We start from the raw sequence: 23,025 nt of genomic DNA on the forward strand, positions 1-23,025 counted from the left end.
GGATGCTGACTACACTTCTTTCCATTTTGACCAACCGCATTCTGTGGAGCTTCCTCGGCGTAACGGCGCTTGCGGCGGTGATCTGGATGATCGGTCCACTGTTGTCCATCGTGGACACCCGACCGCTTGAGTCTGAACAAAACCGTATCATCAGCATCGCTGTGGTCTATCTGCTCTGGGCGCAGGGCCATATCCTGCCGCGGTTGTACAATGCCTGGCTGAACCGCAAGCTGATGGACAAGCTCAATGAGAACACGAGCAAAGCGGAAGCCGCAGATCCGCAGAAACGACTGAATAGTGAGGAGCAGATCCTCGCCAGCCGTTTTGATGAAGCCGCGCAGATGCTGAAAAAAGCGCACTTCAGCAAAGCGGGGCAGAGTGCCCAGTGGACGCAGCGCTTCAGCACGCAATATCTGTATCAACTGCCGTGGTACGTCATTATTGGTGCACCGGGTTCCGGTAAAACCACGGCGCTGGTCAACTCCGGGCTGCAGTTCCCGTTGGCCGATCGTTTCGGTAAGACTGCGCTGCGGGGTATTGGTGGCACACGTAACTGCGACTGGTGGTTCACTAACGAGGCGGTGCTGCTGGATACGGCGGGTCGCTATACCACTCAGGAGAGCGAGCAGATACAGGATGCCGGAGAATGGCTGGAATTCATGGGGTTACTGCGTAAGTATCGCCGCCGCCAGCCGATCAACGGTGTCATCATCACTATCAGCATTTCTGACCTGCTCACCCAGTCTGCCGAGGCGTCCCGCCAGCAGGCGGTGAATCTGCGTCAGCGTCTGTCTGAGCTGCATGAACAACTGGGCATCCGCTTCCCGGTTTATGTGATGGTGACCAAGGCTGACCTGCTTAAAGGCTTCCGTGCCTGGTTTGCCGACTACGACAAAGCCCAGCGCGATCAGATCTGGGGCTTTACGCTGCCGTGGGAGCAAACCAGACACGCCGATTACGACCTGATGGGCAACTTCCAGCAGGAGTTTTCTCTGCTACAGCAGCGCCTGGATGCCGGGCTGCCGGAAACCATGCTGAAAGAGCATGATGCGAAAACCCGCGCCGAAGCCTATCTCTTTCCGCAGGAGTTTGCCGCGCTGCGTCCGCTGCTGGCGGACTACCTGAGCACGGTCTTCGCCCGTTCGAATTTCGAAACTGAGTTTTCCCCGCGCGGGATCTACTTCGCCAGCGGGACCCAGGAGGGCATGCCGTTCGACCGCGTGATGGGCGAACTGAACCGCGCGCTCTCTTTACCTGAAGGTGCCGAGGGCGATAGCTGGGATGCAGTCAGCAAAGAGGCCCCCATTCCTGGTGCGAAAGGCCAGAGCTTCTTCATCAAGAATATGTTGCAAAACGTCATTTTCCAGGAAGCAGGTATTGCCGGAGAAAACCGCTGGTGGGAACTGCGCAACCGGGCGGTGATATGGTCCGGCTATGCAGCACTGCTGTCTCTGCTGGTGATCCTCGGTGGACTGTGGCTGACCAGCTACGCCAAAAACAAGGCGTATCTGGAAGAGGTCGATGCGAAGGTGCCGCTGCTGGATCAGCAGAGCAAAGCGTTACAGAATCAGCCTCAGCGTGACCTGTTTGATCTGTTGCCTCTGCTCAATGGTCTGGTGGACCTGCCGAAGAGTGACGCGTTTGATGTAAACGATCCGCCAGTATCCCGCCGTATGGGGCTTTATCGTGGGGATGACGTCAGTGATGCATCGCAGTCTCTGTACCAGAAAGCGCTGGATCAGATGCTGTTACCTGCTGTCGCCATGCACATCACCACCTGGCTTCGTAACGACAACGGTAGCGATACGGAATACAGCTATGAAGCGTTAAAAGCCTATCAGATGCTGTATCAGCCGAAGCACTACGACGGTAAATTCCTGCATTCGTGGGTGATGCTCAATCTGCAGCGGAACCTGCCGCAAAACGTAACGAAGGCACAGCTGCAACAGCTTGAATGGCACCTGACTCAGTTGCTGGAGCCGAAAATTCAGGCCTCCCCGTACGCCCAGGACGAATCTCTGGTTACCCGCGAAAGAGCGCTGATCAACCAGCAGCCGCTCTCCACCCGCGTGTATGGTCGTCTGAAGCGTCTGCTGGAGCATGATGAAAATCTGAAGCCGGTGTCTCTTACCGACCTGGGAGGACCGCAGAGCGAACTGGTATTTTCACGTAAAAGTGGCAAACCAGTGAGCGAGGGTGTGCCGGGGCTCTATACTCCGGACGGCTACTGGAAAAGCTTTAACGGCCAGATTAACAGTGTGACCACCGCCCTGCATGAGGACGACGCCTGGGTTCTGGGTGCTTCCATGGCGCCGGAAGATAAACAGCAGATCGATAACGACGTGCGCCAGCTCTACATGCGTGACTTTATCGCGAACTGGGATCCCTATCTCGCCGACATTCAGCTTAACAACAGTGCCGACCTTTCTCAGCGCATCAACACCGCGCGTCTGCTTTCTGGCACAAACTCACCACTGCGCCGTCTGGTGCTGAGCCTGAGTCAGGTACTGACGCTGTCTCGTGATGTGCCAGCAGCAGACAATGCCGGTAAAGCACAGGATCAAAGCAACCGCGCTACCCGCACGCTGGAAACGCTGTTCAGCAATAACAACTCTGCTCCGTCACAAGCTGCCGTTGTCGCCCAGTCACCGGAACAACTGGTTACCGATCACTACGCCCCGCTGATTGAGCTGGCGCAACCGCTGGAGAAGGGCGGCAAGACTATCGTCTTTGATGACTTTCTTAAGCAGGTAGATGAGCTTTATCGTTACCTGACCGCCGTCCAGGATGCCGCCAACAGTGGTATGCCGGCACCGGGTGGTGAGGCGATAAGCCGTCTGCAGGCCAGTGCCGGTCGTCTGCCGGGTGGGCTGCAAACCATGTTCAGCAACATGGCGGTGGGAGCCAGCAGCGATACCCAGCGCCGTGATCTGGACAATGTGCGTAAGCGGATCAATGTCGAAGTGGGTGGATTCTGTCGTCAGGCGATTGCCGGTCGCTACCCGCTGGTGCGCAGCGCCAGCACCGAGGTCACTCCTGACGATCTCGCGCGTATGTTTGCGCCGGGAACCGGGCTGATGGATGCCTTCTTCCGCGACAATCTAACCAATAAAGTGGACACCACCCAGGCAAACTGGCGCTTTATGCCGGGCATCGACGGTAAAACGCTGCCAGGAAGTGAAGGTCTGCTGAGACCGTTCCAGCAGGCCCAGTCGATCCGTGATGCCTTCTTTGCAAACGGTGCCACGACCCCGTCTTTCAAAGTGACGGTCCGCACCGTGCGCATGGATAACACCATTCTGAACCTGACGCTGGACGTTGATGGCCAGCAACTGCGCTACAGCCATGGTCCTCAGGCGGTGCAGATCATGAACTGGCCAGGGCCGGGTGGTACCAATCAGGTACGTATGCAACTGGGGCTGGCGAATGGCAGTACGGCGACGCTGGTGACCAACGGTGCCTGGGCGCTAAACCGCTTTTTCGATAAAGCGAGCACCAGCCCGGGAGCAGGTAGTCTGAGCCGTCAGGCCACGTTCAACGTCGACGGACATCAGGTCACGCTGGAGTTTGCGCCAAACAGCATTCGCAACCCGTTCCAGCTTCCTCGTTTCTCATGCCCATAACCGCAAGGACAGCCGTATGACGAATACCTCTGCGATGAACCGCTACAGCTGGTATGGCAAGTTACCCAGCGCCGGAGATTTTTTGCAGCGTCGCTTTCCTGACACCCTACAGCGCCAGTGGTCACACTGGTTTCAGGTCGGCCTGCTGGCCTGGCAGCAGGAAGAGCAGCGCAGCGGCGAGCGCCAGTTCAATAAAGCACCGGTCTGGAATTTTGTTGTCCCCCCGATGCTGGGCAGCCAGATGATCCAGATGGGCTGTCTGCTGCCCGGCCGTGACAGTGTTGGTCGACAATACCCGGTTTGTATTCAACTGAGCTTCGCCCCGACAGAGTGGTCGACGAGCCTGCTCAGCCAGGCTGAAAGCTGGTATCAGCAGATTGGGCGCCTGGGTTTGCACGCGGTGCGCAACAGTTTTTCCGCCTCGCAGCTGGATGAGATGCTGATGACCATTCCGGCGCCGCAGCCTGTCGAGCCGCAAAAGCGTTCTGACATCCTTGATGTGATTGGTTATGACGAGGACGGTCAGAACACGCTGGGCTGGCCCCAGGCCGCGGAGTGCTTTGATCCGCTGCGCCAGACCAGCTACTGGTGGACTAACCGCTGCGATGGTTATCCGCTGTACACCCACGTGCACAGCGGTAACTTTACCGGGCAGCTTTTCACTCTGCTGTTCGACCCTGCAGGGGGCGCCCGCCCGGGCCGTCACGGTCTCTATCCGCCCATGTTTGAATAAGCAGGGAACTCATGAATATCGAAGAATTTCTCGCGCCAATAAGCCCCGACAAACCCTGCGGCGAAAACCTGGAGTACGACGCTGACTTCCAGATCATGAATCAGGCCAGTCAGGGGAAAGCAGAACAGCAGTTTGGCGACACCATTATCCCCGCAGAGCCTGCTGACTGGAACACGGTAGAAAAGTTCGCCACCAGCCTGCTGACCCGCACCAAAGATCTTCGCGTACTGCTGGCACTCACGCATGCCTGGACCCGCCGTCGCGGCCTGGCAGGTTACGCAGACGGGTTATTACTGGTGCAGGAGGCTATCAGTCGTTACTGGGAGCCGCTTTATCCGCTGCTGGAAGAGTATGGCGAAACTGATCCGTTCTATCGCATTAACGCTCTGGCCGCGCTGAGCGATAAATCTGACCTCACCGTCGCCGTGCGTAACGCTTCGCTGCTGCGTTCAAACGGCGATGAAATTTCGCTCCGGGATGCCCAGGCGCTGCTGGATGGCAGCAAGACCGAATGTCCGGATTATCCGGGTGGCCGTCCACGACTGATTGACGAACTGGCTCGCGGCGACCAGCCAGGTACCACCGCGGTTATCGTCATTCACGAACGACTGCAGGCCATTCGCGATCTCCTCACCGGGTATCTCGGTGAAAGCGGTGTACCCGAAATGGAGCAGTTGCTGAAAACCGTGGGGCTGGTCGCCGGAGCTTGTCAGGTGACCGACATCAGCAAGTTGCTGCCAAACCGTGAAGCGCAGGCTGAACAACATACTGAGCAGCAACAGGTGGCAGCGCAGCCTGTTCAGCAGGTCACCGACTGGCGCAGTGTGCAGGTCACCAGCCGCGCCGATGCGCAGCTGATGCTGGAAAAAGCGAAGCAGTATTTTGCGCAGTACGAACCGAGTCACCCTGCGCCGCTGATGATTGAACGGGTACAGCGGCTGTCAGAACTCAACTTTATGGACATTATTCGCGACCTGGCGCCGGACGGCGTTAACCAACTGGAAAACATCTTTGGACGCCGCGAATAACGCGTCCAGGCATTATGACGACAGGCATGGAGCCTGCCGTTTCAACTTCACCGCGCATCTTTGATGGAGAACATCATGGCAATGAGTAACAGTGGGCAGAAATTCATCGCACGTAACCGTGCCCCCCGCGTGCAGATTGAGTACGACGTAGAGATCTACGGTGCAGAACGTAAAATTCAGCTGCCGTTTGTAATGGGCGTCATGGCCGATCTGGTCGGCAAACCGGTGGAAAACCTGCCGGCCGTGGATGAGCGTAAATTCCTCGAAATCGACATCGACAACTTTGACGAACGCATGAAGGCACTTAAGCCGCGTGTGGCGTTCCAGGTTGATAACACCCTGACCGGCGAAGGTAAGCTCAATGTCGATCTGACCTTCGACAGCATGGACGACTTCCTGCCAGATGCAGTGGCACGTAAGGTTGAACCGCTGAACAAGCTGCTGGAAGCCCGTACACAGCTCTCTAACCTGCTGACCTATATGGACGGTAAAAACGGCGCGGAAGAGCTGATCGCGAAAATTCTCCAGGATCCGACGCTGCTCAAATCTCTGAGCCAGTTGCCGAAAAATGACGAAAGTGCGAAAGGTAGCGAGGAATAATCGATGAGCAACCAGACTCAACAACATGAGCAACAGGCGGGTCAGGCGTTCAGCCAGGATGAATTCAGCGCGCTGCTGAACAAAGAGTTCCGTCCTAAAACCGATCAGGCGCGTTCCGCTGTAGAAAGCGCGGTCAAAACTCTGGCGCAGCAGGCGCTGGAAAATACCGTCACCTTCTCGAACGACACCTATCGCACCATCCAGAACCTGATTGCTGGTATCGACGAACAGCTGTCTCAGCAGGTGAACCAGATCATTCACCACGACGAGTTTCAGAAACTGGAAAGCGCCTGGCGCGGTCTGAGCTACCTGGTGAACAACACTGAAACCGACGAGATGCTGAAGATCCGCTTTATGAGCATCTCCAAGCAGGAGCTGGGTCGCACTCTGAAACGCTATAAAGGCGTGGGCTGGGACCAGAGCCCGATCTTCAAGAAAATCTACGAGCAGGAGTACGGTCAGTTTGGTGGTGAGCCGTTTGGCTGCATCGTTGGTGACTACTACTTCGACCACAGCCCGCAGGACGTTGAGCTGCTGGGTGAAATGGCGCGCATCAGCTCTGCGGCGCACTGTCCGTTTATCACCGGTACCGCACCGGGCGTGATGCAGATGGAATCCTGGCAGGAGCTGGCTAACCCGCGCGACCTGACCAAGATCTTCCAGAACACCGAATACGCCGCCTGGCGTTCACTGCGTGAATCTGAAGATGCCCGCTATCTGGGTCTGGTGATGCCACGCTTCCTGTCACGTCTGCCATACGGCATTCGCACTAATCCGGTCGACAGCTTTGACTTTGAAGAGCAGACCGACGGCGCGAACCACAACAGCTACTCCTGGGCGAACGCGGCGTATGCGATGGCTGCCAACATCAACCGCTCTTTCAAAGAGTACGGCTGGTGCACTTCGATTCGCGGCGTGGAGTCTGGCGGGGCGGTAGAAAACCTGCCATGCCACACCTTCCCGAGCGATGACGGCGGCGTGGACATGAAGTGCCCGACCGAGATCGCCATCAGCGATCGTCGTGAAGCCGAGCTGGCGAAAAACGGCTTTATGCCATTGGTTCACCGCAAAAACTCCGACTTTGCGGCCTTCATCGGCGCACAGTCTCTGCAGAAACCGGCCGAGTACCACGACCCGGATGCCACCGCCAATGCGCGTCTGGCATCACGCCTGCCGTATCTGTTCGCCTGCTGCCGCTTTGCGCACTACCTGAAGTGCATCGTGCGCGACAAAATCGGCTCCTTCCGCGAGCGCGAAGAGATGGAACGCTGGCTGAACGACTGGGTCATGAACTACGTCGACGGTGACCCGGCTAACTCCTCCCAGGAGACCAAGTCCCGTAAGCCGCTGGCGGCTGCGGAAGTGCAGGTGCAGGAAATCGAAGACAACCCGGGCTACTACGCCGCGAAGTTCTTCCTGCGCCCACACTACCAGCTGGAGGGTCTGACCGTTTCCCTGCGCCTGGTTTCTAAACTGCCGTCGCTGAAGACGAAAGACGCGTGATGACGATTGCCGGCTCGAAGGAGCCGGCCATTTGAACGTAAAGAGCTTAGCTAATTTCTGTCAGTGAATAAGGATATACGGTGAAACATATACTTTTGATCGCAACCAGTTTGCTGGCAGTTTCTACTCTGGCAAGCGCGGACGCTGGAAATTATAAATACCCACAAGCTGAAGCATTGCCTCAGGATGACACATCAAACTTCCAACGCGATCCGATGTTGTTAACGGGATACGATTTAAATTTGAGTGCAGATCGTTTCGCTAAAGCCTGGCTGTCGAAAACGAATGAACGTGAACGCATCAAGGCAAATATGTATCTTCTCGGCGTAGTCGACGCGTCTGAGGGCACTGCATGGTGCAACGGCAGGCCTTTTTTGCCAAATACTCTACATGAGTTTCTCTATTCTCGTTTTGCGAACTTATCGAAACAGCAAGGCGATGAACGCGCTTCAAAAATCATCATTGACGGAATGAAAGAATTACGCCCGTGCAAAAAGGAGAGTGATAAATGAGACCATTATACGAACAACTAAAACGTCAGCATTACTCTTCAAATCATACGCGCGCGGGTTTTGCCTCGGGTGAACAGGTCTTCTCAGAAATTGGCTATGATTATTCAACAATTATCAAGCAGCAACCGGCATACGAAAATACCTGCGCGGTAAGAATGAGTCTGGCATTGTTAAAATGTAATGTTGAATTCACAGGTCGTTTACCCATAAACTCGGGTCCCTATAAAGGAAAAACAATCGAACCTGGCGCAAAATTACTTGCCGATCAACTTTATAAATCCCATGTATTTGGCAAGGCAGAAATCTTTAAAGACCGCGAGGCGGGTGCGCGCGCAATGTTGGGTCGAAAAGGTGTTGTTTTCTTCAATAAAATTGATGGGTATGGCGGTGGGCATATCGACCTTATCGAGCCTCTGAGTAATAACTCGTTTATATGTAACTCCGATTGCTTTCCGTACTGTCAGGAAATCTGGTTTTGGGAATTAAAATAATTTCATTCAGGTATCTAAAGACAGCATTTATTTTGCTCACTTGCTTATGTTTTTCTGCCCACGGTGATAACCCACACGTAGATTTTTATCAGCAGCAAACATACCGGCAGGTGGTCAAAGATTTTGTCCTGGCGCGCTGCCTTGCGCAGGTAGCAGATAAGGGTAGCCAGTTCTCTGTCGATGCGGCCCGCAGTGCGAGTGCATTCATCGAATGGATACCGTTTGATGCTGAAAACGGTACTGACAAAGTTAACGCCATTATTGGAAAATATAAAAACAAAATTAACGGTTTCCACTCGGAGCGAGAGGCTGATGTAAAAGGCGTGACATTAAATTGTTTACGTCTTTACCACAGTGACGAACTTAATAAACTGGTTCCGCAATTGATTACAGGAAATCCTGACCGCACGTGGCTTCAGGATAATCCGCAATAGTAAAAGACTTCACATTCTTTCCGTTCATTCAGGGGGAGTGTAAGACTGTCAAATGACATGAGTCGTTTGATATGAGGCAGAGGTAAAATATGGACGGTTTTATTCAGCCCCATGCTTTCCTGTTTGCCATATAAGTGCTTTTTCGAAAGCAATATTGTTCATCCACGAAGAGTAGATATTATGGCTATTGATATGTTTCTGAAGGTCGAGGGTGTTACGGGCGAATCTAAAGATTCTAACCACACCGGCTGGACTGATATTACCTCCTTCTCCTGGGGCGCTTCCCAGCCAGGTAATATGAGCGTCGGCGGTGGCGGTGGTGCCGGTAAAGTTAACTTTAACGATCTGCACGTTAACGCTCTGATTGACAAATCCACTACAGCAATCCTGAAACACTGCGCCAGCGGTAAACACCTGACCAAAGTTGAGCTGTCCGTCTGTAAAGCCGGTGGCCAGCAGGTAGAATACTCCCGCATCACACTGGAAGACGTTCTGGTAACGTCTGTTCAGTACACCGGTGCAGATAACGGCGATACCGTTGGTGTGACCTACGCATTCCAGGCTGCGAAAGTGAAACAGCAGTACTGGGAGCAGACCACTTCTGGTGGTAAAGGTGCTGAAAGCAGCGCTGGCTGGAACATCAAAGAGAACAAAGAAGCGTAATTGTTCATCTATGGCCGGGGATATCCCCGGCCATGATGCGTGATCCAGGTTCTGCTTCGGGTTAATCATGTTACGAGTGATAAGTGTCGTATCGATTGCATTATTGTGTAGTGCTTGCATCTCGCATCCTGCACAGTATGAGAATCTTACGGTTACGTTAGTAAACGACGTTCCCTGTTTTGGTATCCCGGGGGATTTGAAATCCAGAGAAACACTATTCATTTACGAACCTTCGGTAATGAAACGTGTCGGTGAACAATGGGAAACAGTTTTTTCACCCCATACATCTTCTCCATTAGGGAGCCTAATCTCTGGCGAATGCATTAGCTGGAAAAAAGTTGACTGGCAGACTGGGGAATATGATGCTGTGGTCAAGGTGATAAGGGATAATAATTCTAAACGTTATGCTGCACGTTTTATATTTAATAAAGATAAAAATGGGGTGGCATCGCTCATTAAAATTGAGTAAGTAAGCAGCATCTTACTGCAGAGTAAACATAGGTACGGCAGGAAATGAATGTGGTTGTTAATGATATTTTCTCCATTTTTATGATTTTTCTGTTTGTTCTCTTTTTGACCCTGGCTGTTACTTTCTATGTTGATTATCGAAAGCACTCAAGTGAAGTATCGAAAGTATATAATTCATTAACGCAGATTGGGTTGTTAACGAAAGAGGACTATCAACTTTGGGAAGGTTTGGGTTTCTGGGGTTTTGGTTTTCGTGTTACAATATTATCCAGACTGTTACGGGGTAGGGACGTTAAACTAACCAACTCTCGAATGCTTCATTCCCATTCGTGCCATAACATTTTGTCCGATTCTGAGCTCTCCTGGGTTTATTCTTATGACAAAAAAATAAAATTCACGGCGGCTGTTTTTATACTGCTTTTAGTCTTGACTGGTATTAATAAAGTATAAATCCTCTCGTGGTAGTAAGCTATGGTGAATATAGAGAGTTTACTGTTATTCCTTATTGTGGCTTTATTTATTATTGTTGTGGTTATGGATCTGTTCAATTCTCGTGACTTCAAAAAACACGAGGCTGATTATAATCAGTTGCTTTCTGACTACCGACGCAAAGGATATAACCTGGATCTTGTGACAAATTACGCTTCTTTTTTGGGTTCACTGACTAATTATCAAAAAATAATCTGGTTTGTACGCCTTTATAAAGGCGTGAAAATGAAGTTCACTCATGAAATACCGGTGCAGGAAGAAACTTATAAATACGTGCAGTCGTTGCCGGATGAAAGAATTGGCTGGATACTAAAGTTACATCGTCGTTATAAATTACAGGCGTTAATATTCACTCTGTGGCTCATAGTTGGATTGTATTTTATAACCTTCATTAAATAGTTTTTTGATATTCTCTTTCTCAAACGCCGCCGTTTTCACCCTCGAGAGCGGCAGCGTTTGAGCGCTAATCATACCAGCAGGAATACGCCATGCGATTCACGATTATTTCTACAAAACCTGGTCATCAGCCGCCACAAAGCAGCTGTGATTTTTACGCCCCGGGCGGCACCATTGGGCGCGGTACGGATAACAACCTGGTGTTGCCGGATAATGACCGCACTATCTCTCGTCTGCAGGCCATTGTTCACGTTGACGCCCAGGGTGAATGCCGCGTGACCAACCGTGGCAGCGTCACCCGCGTGGTATTAAATGACATTCCGCTGGAGCGGGGGCGTCAGGTTGAACTGCAGGATGGCGACATTCTCGGTATTGATGACTACCGCCTCGAAGTGACTGAGCTGATCCACGACACGCAGCCCGTGAGCCGTATGGCGGCCAGCATGCAGCAGCAGGCGCGTCCGACTGTCGCACCCGCACCCGCTCCGCAACCGAAGCCTGTGAGTGCAGCACCACGAGCGAAAGCAGAACCGACAGCTGTGCCAACGGAAATCTGGGATAACCTGATGCAGGAGTTCTCTATCTCCGACAGTATCTCCAGCAACCGCACAAAACCGCAGCCTGCAGCTTCGCACGATCCCTTCTCCCAGCCTGCGGCCCCGGAGCGTAACGCTGAAGATCCGCTGGCGATGTTCAACGACAGCGATCCTAAGCTTGAGCGTAAGAATGTCGATCCGGACACGCTGTTCAGCGATGAAGCGTTGTTCAAAAAAGAGAGCATCTTCGATGACGTTACCCCGTCAACACTGGTGCCGCCGGTAGAGAGTAAACCCGCACCAGAAGAAGAGGCGACGGATGAACTCGATCCGCTGGCCCTGTTTGGTGGCAAGGCCAGTGCGCCAGCTGCACGTAATGATGACCCACTCGGGCTGATGGGCGGCACGCCGTTAACCCATCCGGATGAGATCATCGACAATCAGCCAGTGCCTGAACCTGAGCAGGAAAACAACGTGCTGGCTGAGTCTCCGCTGTTTGCCCCTGAGCCGCAGGAAGCACCGCGTGCAGAAGAAGAGCCCGCGCGACCAGATTATGCAGGCTTCACGATGCCTACGCCGCAGGCTGTGGCGCGCAGTAGCGCTCAGGCCCCTAAGGGCCGTCTGCGTATCGATCCAGTCAATAACACTGCCTCCTCAACCGCCACGGTAAACAATGGTGAGAAAGGCGAGGTGCTGCAGGGCGAGCTGCTGGAGGCGCTACTGGAAGGCATGGGCCTGAGTGAAATGCAGCCGGTGCCGCAGTTTGACCGTGAAAATATGCGTCAACTGGGGCAGATTCTGGGTATGTTCTCTCAGGGAACCGTGGCGCTGCTCTCCTCGCGCTCCATCCTCAAGCGCGGCGTGAAAGCCGATATGACCATGGTGCTGGACGATGCCAACAACCCGTTCAAGCTGTTGCCGACCGGCAAAACCGTACTGATCCAGATGTTCGGCACCCCGATGCCGGGGTTTATGCCGCCAACAAAATCCGTGCGCGACGCGCTGATCGATTTGCAGGCGCATCAGTTGGGTATGATCTCCGGTATCCGCGCCATTATTGCCGCGATGCTGCAGTCCTTTAATCCGGAACAACTGGAAGAGCAGGCGAAGCAGAACGGGATGACCTCCCGTCTGGCGCTACCGGGCAGCCGCAAAGCCGCCCTGTGGGACTATTTTGTCCGCAGCTATGGTGAGACGGCCGGCGAGATTGAGGATGACTTCCATACCCTGTTCGGCGAAGCCTTCCTTCATGCGTATGACATGGAGGTGAATCAGTACAAAGACTCACAGAGCGGATCGGAAGACAAATGAATATCGCAACGGCTTCTCTCTCCCGCCAGGGGACGCGTGCCAGCAACCAGGATCAGACGGGAGAAACCATTGGGGAACGTTCAGCCTGCTTTGTCGTCTGTGACGGCATCGCGGGCCTGCCGGGCGGTGACGTCGCCGCTGAACTGGCCCGCAACAGCATTATCTCCCGCTTCGATGGCGACAAGCACCTCAACGCGCAGCATATACGTGACTATGTGAAAACGGCGAACCGCACCATTCTCAGTGAACAGCAGGCGGTACAGGATTATCGCCGGATGGGCACGACGCTGGTCAGCCTGTTTATTGACAGGGATTACGGTCTGGCGTATTGGGCGCACGCCGGAGACAGCCGCCTGTATCTGTTTCGTCGGGGCTGGTTGTGGCATGTCACCACCGACCACAGCCTGGTGCAACAGATGAAAGATGCCGGACACCAGACCGACGACCTGAACAGCAACCTGCTGTATCTGGCGCTGGGGATTGAAAACGGTGGACCGGAAGCGAGCTACAGCGACGTGGTACAGGTTGAAGACGGCGATGCCTTTTTACTCTGCACAGACGGTTTCTGGCATGGCGTCAGCGAAGAGCAGATGAAACAATCGCTTCACATGGTCAACACACCGCAAGAATGGTTGACCTTAATGAATCAAATCATTCAAAAGAATGGCGAGCAGGAGGGGAATGCGCAGGATAACTATACCGCCCTGGCGGTATGGATGGGCAACCCTCAGGACACCACATTGCTGCACACACTCTCTGACGCAGCACAATTTCTTCCCTGCGGAACTGATTAGACACACAAGGAACGATATGAAACTTTGGCTATCGGGTTTGGCACTTCTGACGGTGGCTTCCACCGCGCAGGCTGAGAATTTCCGCATTGTGCAGTCACCTGCGCAGAAGCTGGATATCTGGATCGACAACATCAAAGACAACACGCCGCAGAGCTGGTGTAAGCCAGAGGTGGCCCTGCGTATTGTGGCGAACGGCAAGAAAGACGTTTCCGTTCTGGAGAACTTTGTGCCGCGTCTTGGTTCTCTGCTGGAACACCAGTGCAGCAAAGTGAATAAGCTCAACTGGACGCTTAACGATCCGGCGGGCACCACACTGGCACAGGGCACAGCAGGTAAAGCGCAGGATTGGGCACTGGTGGTGAAGCAGGAGCAGACCGCCCCTGCAGCGACCGTAACCGCAACCCCAGCCAGCGGTGCGTTAGTGCCGCCGGACCAGAATATCGCCGCCCAAACTGCTGCCGCCGACCGCACTCCGTGGCAGGAATTTACCCTTCAGGATGGTTGCCACCTGCGCACCTTCTGGGAAGGGGGCTCCTCAGCACCGGCGCTGTTTATTCCCGATACTGACACCACCCGCTGCGGTAACGGGAGCTGGCTCAGTGGACACGCCGTCATCTCACAGTCCCGTAACGGCGGGCAGAAAGAGATGGCAGTGACATACATTCATGGCTTCCCGGTAATGGGGCTGAATCAAAGCGCCAACCCTGAAAACGCGCTGATCACCTCCGTCAACAAAGAGCGCATGGTATTCAGCACCCCAAACAGCGACCAGAGCTGGATGATCCTGCCTTACGACGACACCCTCAATAGCTGGAAGAGTAACGGCACCGTAGCGGTGGAGATTTCCCGTGAAACCGCCAGCGACGATGCAAAACTACAGGCGCGTATTGCGGCAGTGAAAAAAACCTGGAGCGCATGGGTTGCCCCCGGCACCCCGGTAAATATCGTTCTGATTGATACCCTGCGTCCTCAACTGCGCGACCCGGCAGTCGGTGCGTGGCGCGCGGCGAATTAAGGAATGGCTATGAATACGCTCTATCAACACCTGGCGGGTGAGTCGCTCAACGATGCGCTGGCGCGTCTTGAAGCAGAGATCAAAGCCCGTCCAGCAGATGCCGATCTCCGCGCCGCGTTCGTGCAGTTTTTAACCCTCAGCGGCAACTGGACGCGTGCGCTGACCCAACTGAAAAGCTGGCTGGCGCTGAAACCTCAGGCAAAGCCAACAGTTACGCTGCTGGAGCAGTCAATCCAGGGCGAGTTGCAACGTGCGCAGGTAATGGCGGGACAAGCGCGTCCGGCCATGCCTGAAACCCAGTGGCCGTGGCTGACCACGCTTGCTGCGGCGCTGAGCGAAGAAGGCGAACAAGCAGCCGTACTGCGTCTGGACGCCCTTGAGCAGGCACAGGCAAACCCGGGACAAATCACCTTCGAAAACGAGGAAACACAGACGTTTGACTGGCTGATGGATGGTGATGCCCGTCTCGGTCCGGTGTGTGAAACCATTATGAACGGTCGCTATTTCTGGCTGCCGTTTAGCGCTATCGCAGAAATCCGCTTCCAGGCCCCGGCCAGCGTCACCGATCTCGTCTGGCGTCATGCGCTGGTGCGTCTGACCGACGGTACGGAACAGGTGTGCCAGATCCCGGCGCGATATCCTTTCACGGCCGATGCCTCTGATGCCATCAAGCTGGGGCGAACCACCGAATGGTTACCGCTCGACAAAGATGGCACGCTCTATATCGGGATGGGACAGAAGTCCTGGCTGAGCGAGCAAAGCGAAAGCCCGCTACTGTCGCTGAACCTTGTGACGTTTGCAACGGATGGAGCCCATGAGTAATCCTGCGGGTGAGGGCGATCTGCTGCGCAGCGGCTGGCAAGCCCGTAGCAAGCAGGAGAAGATGGGGGCGCGCGATAAAATGCAGCCCTCACTGCTGGATCGCCTCACCGATAACGACCCGGAAAAAAAACGCGAGTCGGCCAACAGCAATCTGATCACCCACGCTGCGCTGCGTCGCAGTGTCCTGCGGGATCTGCAATGGCTGTTTAACACTATTAACCATGATGCGTCCGGTGATTTGAGTGCGTTGCCACACGTCAACCGCTCGGTGATCAACTTTGGTGTTGCGCCGCTGGCCGGGAAGCGAATGTCGGATATCGAATGGCATGACATTCAGCGCAAGCTCACTGAGGCCATCATCAATTTTGAACCGCGTATTTTGCCGCAAGGGCTGCAGGTTCGCTGCGTATCGGATACCTCCTCGCTGGATCTGCACAATGTGCTGTCCATCGAAATCAAAGGGCGTTTGTGGTGTGTGCCATACCCGCTGGAGTTTCTGTTTCGCACCGATGTCGATCTGGAAAACGGCCATTTTGAACTGAAAGATGCGGGGTAATCATGGAAAGTAAACTGCTCGAATACTACAACCGTGAACTGGCCTACCTGCGTGAAATGGGGGCCGAATTTGCAGAACGCTACCCTAAAGTCGCCGGACGACTGGGCATGCGTGGCATCGAGGTTGCGGACCCGTATACCGAACGTCTGATGGAGGGCTTTGCCTTCCTGACGTCCCGCGTGCAGATGAAAATGGATGCGGAGTTTCCGCGTTTCTCTCAGCGCCTGCTGGAGATGATTGCGCCGAACTATCTCGCCCCGACCCCCTCAATGGCGATTGCTGAAATCCAGCCAGACAGTAGCCGGGGTGATCTGAGCAAAGGCTTTATCGTGCCGCGCGGCACTATGATGGACAGCCTGGCACTGAAAAAAACCGGCGTGACCTGCAGCTATACCACTGCGCACGAGGTCAACCTGCTGCCACTGAAAATCGAGAAAGTCGAACTGGGCGGGGTGCCTGCTGACCTGCCACTGGCGCAACTGGGCCTGAGCCAACGGGGGATCAACAGCGCTTTGCGGATCCGCATCGCCTGCGACGGCCCGCAAAACCTCGGCCACCTGGAATTCGACCGTCTGGAATTTTTCCTCGGCGGTCCTGACATTGAAGCGCTGAAGCTGCTGGAGCTGGTGATGGAGCACCACGCCGGGATCGTCTGCCAGACGGTCAGCCCGCAGCCGCAGCAACAAGTGCTGGCGTCTGATGCTTTGCGTCAGGAGGGCTTTGAACCGGATCAGGCGCTGCTCCCGGACGATCTGCGTAACTTTGACGGTTATCGCCTGTTGCAGGAGTATTTTGCTTTTCCGGCACGTTTCCGCTTCATCAGCCTGAGCGGTCTGAGCAGGCTTATTCAGCGCTGCGAAGACGAAAAAGCCTTCGATATTTTCATTCTGCTGGATAAGTCGGATGAGCAACTGGAGCGCGTCGTTGATGCCAGTCATCTGGCGTTGCACTGTACGCCGGTGATCAACCTGTTCCCGAAAGTGGCGGCGCGGCAAAAGCTCAACGACGGTCAGCATGAATACCATCTGGTGGTGGATAACATTCGTCCGCTGGATTATGAAATTTACGCGGTGAAAAAAATCTTCGGCAGTGTCGATGGCCAGCGTGACGACCAGACGTTTCGTCCCTTCTGGAGCACCTGGAGCGGCGATGCAGGCAATTACGGTGCCTATTTTTCTCAGCGCCGGGAACAGCGCGTGCTCTCAGAACATGCTCTGCGGTACGGCACTCGTACCGGTTATATCGGCTCGGAGGTCTTTGTTTCGCTGGTGGATGAACAGCATGCACCCTGGCAGGAAAACCTGCGCTACATCTCTGCCGAGGTGTTGTGCACCAGCCGTGATCTGCCGCTGATGCTGCAGCAGGAGCTCGGGCAGTTCATTATGGCCGACTCCATGCCGGTGAAATCCCTGACCTTGCGTAAAGGCCCAACGCCACCGCGTCCGGCACTGGCCGAAGGGTTCAGTACCTGGCGGCTTATCAGTCAGTTGCAGATGAACTACCTCAGCCTGATGGACAGCGAAAATGAAGAGGGCGCGGCTGCGCTGCGTCAGCTGTTAGGGCTGTATGCCAACCTGGCAGAAACGCCCGTTGCGCGTCAGGTCGAAGGGGTTCGTCACTGCGTGCTGGAACCCGTTCACCGTCGTGTTCCTGAACCCGGTCCGGTCGTTTTCGCCCGTGGGATCGGTATTACCCTGACGGTGGATGAGCGGGCGTTTTCCGGTGCCAGCCCCTGGCTTTTTGGCAGCGTGCTGGAGCGCCTGTTTGCCCGGCTGGTGTCGATCAACAGCTTCACTGAGTTCACCCTGCAAAGTCAGCAGCGCGGCGAGATCGGCTACTGGGCGCCGCGGATGGGTAAAAGGGCGCTGCTATGAGTGATGTTGCTGTCGCACCGCTGCGTGTCCAGCGTCTGACGCCGCTGTCGGATACGTTCTGGCATGGCGTTCGCGAGACCCCGTGGCGCTACGATCTGTTCCAGCTCTTAAGGCGTATTGATGCTCAGGGCGGCGAGCGCTACCCGCTGGGACGCGCGCCACTGCCAAAGTTTGAGCCGTTACGCATCGGTCAGCAGCCGTCGATGAGTTTTGCGCCGTCGACGGTGGCACAAGTCGGTCTGCGGGAGGAAAGCGGGCTGCATGAGGTGTCTATCCTCAGCTTCGGTCTGTTTGGCCCTAATGGCCCGCTGCCGGTACACATGACCGAGTACGCCCGCGAGCGTATTCATCATCATCAGGACACCAGCCTGAGTGCGTTTGCCGATCTGTTCCATCATCGTCTGACGCTGCTGTTTTATCGCGCGTGGGCGGATGCGCAGCCTGCGGTCTCTCTGGACCGTGCCGATAACAAGCGCTTTGAGGGGTATCTGGCGTCGCTGATTGGCATGGGGCAGCCGGGCCAAATGGAAAAAGGCAGCCTGAGCTCGCATGCACGCTTTACCCACGCCGGGCACCTGACCCGTCACGGGCGGGATCCCGAGGGGCTGGAGAAGATCCTGCGCAACTATTTTAAAGCGCCGGTCAAACTGGTAAGCAACGTGCCGCAGTGGATGCCGCTTTCACCGCGTGAGCAGGCACAGTTAGGCGAAGGACGTCGTTTGCCACGTATGGGCGAATCTGCGTTTCTTGGTGTCGCCGTCCGCGACGTGCAGCACAAGTTTCGCATCGACATTGGCCCGCTGAGCGCGGAGGAGTACAACCGTTTTCTGCCGGGCGAAGCGTGGGTCACCGAGCTGCGTGACTGGGTGCGCCAGTATCTTGGGGTGGAGTTTGAATGGGAAACACGGGTGATCCTGCGTGAAGACGCGGTAAAGGGCACCACGCTCGGCAGCGCCGGGCGATTAGGCTATAACACCTGGCTTGGGCTTCAGCCGCAGCCTGTCCCGCGTGGCGACCTGGTGTATCGCGCAGAGCGGTAATCCTTCCGTATACCGAATTATTGTTAATGGAAACTAACATGTCAGAAATTAGCCGTGCCGTGCTTTTCGGCAAACTGGATACGCTGTTATTTACCTCTCTGGAAAGCGCCACTGCGTTCTGCAAGCTGCGCGGCAACCCCTATGTTGAGCTGGTGCACTGGCTGCATCAGTTGATGCAGCAGCAGGACGGTGATCTGCAGCAGGTCATCCGCCACTTTGGTCTCGACGAACAGCAACTGACGCGTGATATCGTGGCCGCGCTGGACGCACTTCCGCGCGGCGCGAGTTCCGTTTCCGATCTCTCTGAACATATTGACAGCGCTGTGGAACGTGCCTGGGTGTTCGGTTCGCTGAAGTTTGGCGTCAGCCGTATTCGTGGCGGGCATTTGCTGATCGGCATACTGAAAACCTGGAATCTGGCTAACGTGCTGAAAAGCATCTCTGCGCAGTTTACTCGTCTGAATGTCGAGGTGCTGATTGAGCAGTTCGACGCTATTTGCGCCAACAGCAAAGAGACGCAGCAGGCTGCTGCCGCAGCGGATGTGCCAGCAGGTGCAGTACCGGCTGCACAGGGCACGCTGGCTCAGTATGGTCAGGACCTGACTGCGCGTGCCCGTGAAGGGAAAATTGACCCGGTGGTCGGGCGTGATGAAGAGATCCGCCAGATGGTCGACATTCTGATGCGCCGCCGCCAGAACAACCCGCTGCTGACCGGAGAAGCCGGGGTCGGGAAAACGGCGGTAGTGGAAGGACTGGCGTTGCGTATCGCCGACGGCGACGTGCCGGAACCGTTGCAAAATATTCAACTCTGGCTGCTGGATATCGGCATGCTGCAGGCTGGCGCAGGCATGAAAGGCGAGTTCGAAGCACGTCTGCAGGCATTAATCAATGAAGTGCAGTCCAGCGCTACACCGATCATTCTGTTCATTGATGAGATCCACACTCTGATTGGTGCAGGTGGCCAGCAGGGGACCGGTGATGCGGCAAACCTGCTGAAGCCTGCCCTGGCTCGCGGGCAACTGCGTACCATTGGGGCCACGACCTGGGCAGAGTACAAAAAATACATTGAGAAAGATCCGGCGCTGACCCGGCGTTTCCAGACAGTTCAGGTTCACGAGCCGGATGAAGCCAAAGCCATTCTGATGCTGCGTAGTACCGTTTCGCCGCTGGAGACCCATCACCAGGTCCTGTTGCTGGACGAAGCGGTCAGCGCGGCGGTGAAGCTGTCGCATCGCTACATTCCGGCGCGTCAGCTACCGGACAAAGCTGTTGCATTGCTTGATACCGCCTGTGCCCGCGTCGCGGTCAGCCAGAGCGCGCCACCTGCGCAGCTGGAAGACTGCCTGCGCCATCTTGCCGCGCTGGACGTGGAAATTGAGATAGCGGAGCGCGAAGCCCGCGTGGGGGCCGGTGACGTCGATCGCGTCACGGCATTACTTGCAGATCGCGACGCGTATGAAACAAAACGCGAAACCCTGACCCAGCGTTGGGAAGAGGAACGTAACCTGGTGCAGGAGATTATCCGCCTGCGTGCCGCGCTGTTTGCAGCGGGCGACGACGATACCGTTGAGCTTCGCCGCCAACTGGTGGAACAGCAGAATGCGCTGAATGCCTTGCAGGGTGATGAACCGCTGCTGTTCGCGGCGGTGGATGAGAACGTGGTCGCTGCAGTGGTCTCCGACTGGACAGGCATCCCGCTGGGCCGGATGGTGAAAAACGAGATCGACGCGGTGCTGAACCTCGCCGACACGCTCAACCAGCGCGTTATTGGCCAGCGTCATGGTCTGGATCTCATTGCCCGCCGCGTCAAAACCTCACGGGCGAAACTCGATGACCCGAACAAACCGGTCGGTGTCTTTATGCTTTGTGGCCCGTCTGGCGTAGGTAAAACCGAAACCGCACTGGCGCTTGCGGAATCGCTGTATGGCGGCGAGCAGAATGTTATTACCATTAATATGAGTGAGTTTCAGGAAGCGCACACCGTTTCCACCTTAAAAGGTGCGCCTCCGGGATACGTAGGGTATGGTGAAGGCGGAGTGTTAACCGAGGCCGTACGCCGCCGCCCGTACAGTGTGGTGTTGCTGGATGAAATTGAAAAAGCGCACCCGGACGTACACGAGATCTTCTTCCAGGTCTTCGACAAAGGCTGGATGGAAGATGGCGAGGGGCGCCACATTGATTTCCGTAACACCATAATTATTCTGACGTCTAACGTTGGCACCGATCTGATCAGCGCCATGTGTGCCGATCCGGATCTGATGCCGGAGCCAGACGCCCTGAGCGGCGCGCTTCGCCAGCCACTGCTGGAAGTATTCCCGCCAGCGCTGCTGGGCCGCCTGCTGGTGGTGCCGTACTACCCGCTCAGCGACGAGATGCTGGGGTTGATTGTTCGCCTGCAGCTCAAGCGCATTCAGCGTCGTCTGGAAGAGAATCACAGCATTATTTCTGAGTTTGACGACAGCGTGGTGGAACAAATTGTTCAGCGCTGTACCGAGGTGGAGTCTGGTGGTCGCATGGTGGACGCTATCCTGACCAATACCCTGCTGCCTCAGATGAGCCAGATCTTACTTACCGCCAGCCGCAGCGACGAGCAGTACCGACGTCTGCATGTCACCTGCGAGCAGGGCGAGTTTCACTGTCAGTTTGCCGCGTAATAATCATCAAGAGAACTGTAAAAGATGACGGATAATGATAACAATCGGACTGTTCCAAACGCGCTCCCGGTCGGGTATCGCTTCAACGAGTTTGAAATCAAAGAGGTGATCGGCGGCGGTGGATTCGGCATCGTCTATCGCGCGTGGGATCACCAGCTCGAACGCACTATCGCTATCAAAGAATTTATGCCTTCTTCGCTCGCCGTGCGTGGCGACGACATGACCCTCGTGCTGCGCAGTGAGCGCTTTGGCAAAGCCTTTTCCGCAGGCCTGAACAGCTTTATTCAGGAAGCCCGTCTGCTGGCGCGTTTTAACCACCCGAACCTGCTGCACGTCCTGCGTTTCTGGGTACAAAACGACACAGCCTATATGGGGACGCTGTTTTACAGCGGTACCACGCTTTCTCGCCTGCGTGAAGAAAAGCCGGAGCTGATTAACGAGGCCTGGATCCGTCGTACGCTGCCGATGCTGTTTGGCGCGATTAAGACCATCCATGACGAGGGCTATCTGCACCGCGACATCTCCCTGGATAACATTCAAATTCAGGAGAACGGTCTGCCGGTACTGCTCGATTTCGGCTCCGCACGTCGCACTATTGGTAACCTTTCTGACGAAACGGAAACCATGTTGCGCCCGGGTTTTGCGCCGATTGAGCAGTACACCGACGACAACGAAAGCGAGCAGGGCCCGTGGACAGATATTTATGCCCTCGGCGCGGTGTTGCGTACGCTAATCGTGGGATCACCGCCGCCAGTCAGCGTGGTGCGTTCGATCCAGGACACCTGCAAACCGCTGGTCGAGTTGATGCCGCAGGGCTATTCCATTCCACTGCTGCAGGCCATTGACCGCGCGCTGTCGCTGCACATGGAAGACCGTCCGCAGTCAATCGACGAGTTCGCCGCGCTGATTGAGATGCCGGTCGCCGGTATCAACGACGTACTGACGGCGAAAAAACCTGGCACGATGCTGGTTCCGGTGGAAGAGGAAAAACCGGCTTCTGTACTCGACTGGCGTCGCTACAAGATCCCTGGGATGGTTGCCGCAGGTGTGCTGGTGGGTGTTGTCGCCGGAGCGATGCTGTTTAGTGGCGGCCATGATGCGCCGGAGCAGGCTGCGCAAGCACCGGAAGCGTCTCGCCCGACGGAAACCGCATCTAACGCGCCAGACGTAAAACCGGAAACCGAGAAGGTGAGCGAGCCAGCGGCAACGCCTGAGACCGCGCAACCGAGCCCGCCACCAGTTGAAGCCAGCCCGATAGCTCTGGTTTACATTCGCATTCTTGATGGCGAGACGTTGAAAGTGAACGGCGAGACAAAAGCGCTGCGTCCGGCGACTAACGGCTATGCATCGCTGAAATTGCCGGCGGGTGAGATCAGAATTGAACTGGAAGGGAATGGAAGAACCCGTACCCAGACGCTGGATATTGCGAAGCCTGGCACCTGGCTGGTGAATCCATAAGTAAGGTAGACAGGGACAGGTAACA

20 protein-coding genes are annotated in these 23,025 nt (G+C 55.5%); all 20 read left to right on the forward strand.

What is annotated here, in order from left to right; genetic code table 11:
* Positions 1–2: 2 nt before the first annotated feature.
* The 20 genes from tssM to HED65_RS00545 all read left to right on the forward strand — a co-directional run bounded on the left by tssM (position 3) and on the right by HED65_RS00545 (position 23,000).
* Positions 3–3,623, forward strand: coding sequence for a type VI secretion system membrane subunit TssM (tssM, locus tag HED65_RS00450; protein WP_114976955.1), 3,621 nt, complete (start codon positions 3–5; stop codon positions 3,621–3,623).
* Between the two features lie 16 nt (positions 3,624–3,639).
* Positions 3,640–4,356 (forward strand): type VI secretion system-associated protein TagF, encoded by a 717-nt coding sequence (tagF, locus tag HED65_RS00455; RefSeq protein ID WP_114976956.1) that lies wholly within the window; start codon positions 3,640–3,642, stop codon positions 4,354–4,356.
* An 11-nt stretch (positions 4,357–4,367) separates the two neighbouring features.
* Positions 4,368–5,384: a type VI secretion system protein TssA gene (gene tssA, locus HED65_RS00460; RefSeq protein WP_114976957.1), complete on the forward strand. Its 1,017-nt coding sequence runs from the start codon at positions 4,368–4,370 to the stop codon at positions 5,382–5,384.
* Positions 5,385–5,459: 75 nt separating this feature from the next.
* The gene (gene tssB / locus HED65_RS00465) at positions 5,460–5,984 is read left to right on the forward strand and encodes a type VI secretion system contractile sheath small subunit (protein ID WP_008502644.1); all 525 of its coding nucleotides are present in this window, start codon (positions 5,460–5,462) and stop codon (positions 5,982–5,984) included.
* Between the two features lie 3 nt (positions 5,985–5,987).
* Positions 5,988–7,487: a type VI secretion system contractile sheath large subunit gene (gene tssC, locus HED65_RS00470; protein ID WP_114976958.1), complete on the forward strand. Its 1,500-nt coding sequence runs from the start codon at positions 5,988–5,990 to the stop codon at positions 7,485–7,487.
* Between the two features lie 80 nt (positions 7,488–7,567).
* Positions 7,568–7,999 carry a Rap1a/Tai family immunity protein gene (locus HED65_RS00475; protein ID WP_114976959.1) on the forward strand — a complete coding sequence of 144 codons (432 nt, stop codon included), beginning with the start codon at positions 7,568–7,570 and terminating at the stop codon, positions 7,997–7,999.
* A complete protein-coding gene (locus HED65_RS00480) occupies positions 7,996–8,490 on the forward strand; it encodes a T6SS effector amidase Tae4 family protein (RefSeq protein WP_114976960.1) in 495 nt (164 codons plus the stop codon). The genes HED65_RS00475 and HED65_RS00480 overlap by 4 nt, the downstream gene beginning before the upstream one ends.
* Positions 8,475–8,924: a T6SS amidase immunity protein Tai4 family protein gene (locus tag HED65_RS00485; RefSeq protein WP_223256792.1), complete on the forward strand. Its 450-nt coding sequence runs from the start codon at positions 8,475–8,477 to the stop codon at positions 8,922–8,924. Before HED65_RS00480 ends, HED65_RS00485 begins: the two co-directional genes overlap by 16 nt.
* A 180-nt stretch (positions 8,925–9,104) precedes the next feature.
* On the forward strand, positions 9,105–9,587 hold the full coding sequence (locus HED65_RS00490) for an Hcp family type VI secretion system effector (protein WP_008502640.1): 483 nt from the start codon (positions 9,105–9,107) through the stop codon (positions 9,585–9,587).
* Positions 9,588–9,654: 67 nt separating this feature from the next.
* On the forward strand, positions 9,655–10,056 hold the full coding sequence (locus HED65_RS22890) for a putative T6SS immunity periplasmic lipoprotein (protein ID WP_353653599.1): 402 nt from the start codon (positions 9,655–9,657) through the stop codon (positions 10,054–10,056).
* 470 nt (positions 10,057–10,526) lie between these two features.
* Positions 10,527–10,943, forward strand: a complete 417-nt coding sequence (locus HED65_RS00500) for a hypothetical protein (RefSeq protein WP_114976962.1) — start codon at positions 10,527–10,529, stop codon at positions 10,941–10,943.
* 89 nt (positions 10,944–11,032) lie between these two features.
* Complete coding sequence (tagH, locus tag HED65_RS00505) at positions 11,033–12,787, forward strand: type VI secretion system-associated FHA domain protein TagH (RefSeq protein ID WP_114976963.1); 1,755 nt, start codon at positions 11,033–11,035, stop codon at positions 12,785–12,787.
* Positions 12,784–13,581 (forward strand): PP2C family protein-serine/threonine phosphatase, encoded by a 798-nt coding sequence (locus tag HED65_RS00510; RefSeq protein WP_114976964.1) that lies wholly within the window; start codon positions 12,784–12,786, stop codon positions 13,579–13,581. Before tagH ends, HED65_RS00510 begins: the two co-directional genes overlap by 4 nt.
* Before the next feature lie 16 nt (positions 13,582–13,597).
* Positions 13,598–14,596 (forward strand): hypothetical protein, encoded by a 999-nt coding sequence (locus tag HED65_RS00515; protein ID WP_114976965.1) that lies wholly within the window; start codon positions 13,598–13,600, stop codon positions 14,594–14,596.
* 9 nt (positions 14,597–14,605) lie between these two features.
* Positions 14,606–15,418, forward strand: a complete 813-nt coding sequence (locus HED65_RS00520) for a type VI secretion system accessory protein TagJ (RefSeq protein ID WP_114976966.1) — start codon at positions 14,606–14,608, stop codon at positions 15,416–15,418.
* Positions 15,411–15,974, forward strand: a complete 564-nt coding sequence (tssE, locus tag HED65_RS00525; RefSeq protein ID WP_114976967.1) for a type VI secretion system baseplate subunit TssE — start codon at positions 15,411–15,413, stop codon at positions 15,972–15,974. Before HED65_RS00520 ends, tssE begins: the two co-directional genes overlap by 8 nt.
* A 2-nt stretch (positions 15,975–15,976) precedes the next feature.
* A complete protein-coding gene (gene tssF / locus HED65_RS00530; protein ID WP_114976968.1) occupies positions 15,977–17,848 on the forward strand; it encodes a type VI secretion system baseplate subunit TssF in 1,872 nt (623 codons plus the stop codon).
* Positions 17,845–18,888, forward strand: a complete 1,044-nt coding sequence (tssG, locus tag HED65_RS00535) for a type VI secretion system baseplate subunit TssG (protein WP_114976969.1) — start codon at positions 17,845–17,847, stop codon at positions 18,886–18,888. The genes tssF and tssG overlap by 4 nt, the downstream gene beginning before the upstream one ends.
* A gap of 38 nt (positions 18,889–18,926) precedes the next feature.
* On the forward strand, positions 18,927–21,542 hold the full coding sequence (tssH, locus tag HED65_RS00540) for a type VI secretion system ATPase TssH (RefSeq protein ID WP_114976970.1): 2,616 nt from the start codon (positions 18,927–18,929) through the stop codon (positions 21,540–21,542).
* Between the two features lie 24 nt (positions 21,543–21,566).
* Positions 21,567–23,000: a serine/threonine protein kinase gene (locus HED65_RS00545; protein WP_114976971.1), complete on the forward strand. Its 1,434-nt coding sequence runs from the start codon at positions 21,567–21,569 to the stop codon at positions 22,998–23,000.
* Positions 23,001–23,025 lie beyond the last annotated feature (25 nt).

The organism is Pantoea sp. LS15 (assembly GCF_012241585.1).
Classification (GTDB): domain Bacteria; phylum Pseudomonadota; class Gammaproteobacteria; order Enterobacterales; family Enterobacteriaceae; genus Enterobacter.